Below are 274 nucleotides of genomic sequence, written 5' to 3'. Positions count from 1 at the left end.
GCATCAACCATACCCTCACCACGAACAACCGGACAAGAAGCTCCACCTGGAATAACTCCTAAAAGATTATTCCATCCACCACGAATACCACCGGTATGCTTTTCAATTAATTCGCGAAAAGAAACACCTAGAGCTTCTTCAAATGTACAAGGTGCATTAACATGCCCTGAAACCATAAACAATTTTGTTCCGGTATTATTTGCACGTCCGATTGATGAAAACCACGAAGCACCACGACGCAAAATCGTTGGAATAACGGCAATAGACTCTACAT

The 274-nt window shown here is 42.3% G+C and carries 1 protein-coding gene; it reads right to left on the bottom strand.

The features are described 5' to 3' along the window. On the bottom strand, positions 1-274 hold a 274-nt coding region (locus ACFIK8_RS11685; protein ID WP_375669523.1), incomplete at both ends, for an SLBB domain-containing protein.

This window comes from Bartonella sp. MR168JLCBS, assembly GCF_042194175.1.
This window is presented reverse-complemented; position numbering and strand designations above follow the sequence as displayed.